This is a genomic window from Pseudomonas protegens (assembly GCF_003732485.1).
GTDB classification, from domain to species: Bacteria; Pseudomonadota; Gammaproteobacteria; order Pseudomonadales; family Pseudomonadaceae; genus Aquipseudomonas; species Aquipseudomonas protegens_B.
Genome location: NZ_MOAK01000090.1, coordinates 1 through 411 on the forward strand (window position 1 = coordinate 1; position 411 = coordinate 411).

The following is a 411-nucleotide window of genomic DNA, read 5'->3' on the forward strand; positions in this document are numbered from 1 at the left end:
CATGGACGCTCGTCAGTTTGCCTTTCTGGCCCGCCAGCCTTCCGCCACCCTGCAAGCGCGGGATACGTTCTGGGGGCTGTCCAAGCGCGGACTGGCGTTGATCCTGGCCAACGTGATGTTCTGGCAGCCCGTGGTGGCGATGGCCGACGGCATTGTGGTCAACGGCAGCGGCACCAGTCTCGGTCAGGCCGGCAATGGCGTGCCCATCGTCAACATCGCCGCCCCCAATGGCGGTGGCTTGTCCCATAACCAGTTCAGCGACTACAACGTCGGCCAGCAGGGCGTGATCCTCAACAACGCCATCAACCGTACCCAGGAAACCCAACTCGGCGGGATCATCCTCGGCAACCCCAACCTGGGTGGCCGCGCGGCCAATGTGATCCTCAACGAAGTCAACGGCGGCAGCCCCAG

General features: G+C 64.2%; 1 protein-coding gene. It reads left to right on the forward strand.

Going from position 1 to position 411, the window contains the following annotated elements; genetic code table 11:
- Window position 1: 1 nt before the first annotated feature.
- On the forward strand, window positions 2–411 hold a 410-nt coding region (locus tag BLX41_RS32250; RefSeq protein ID WP_148059801.1), incomplete at its 3' end, for a filamentous hemagglutinin N-terminal domain-containing protein.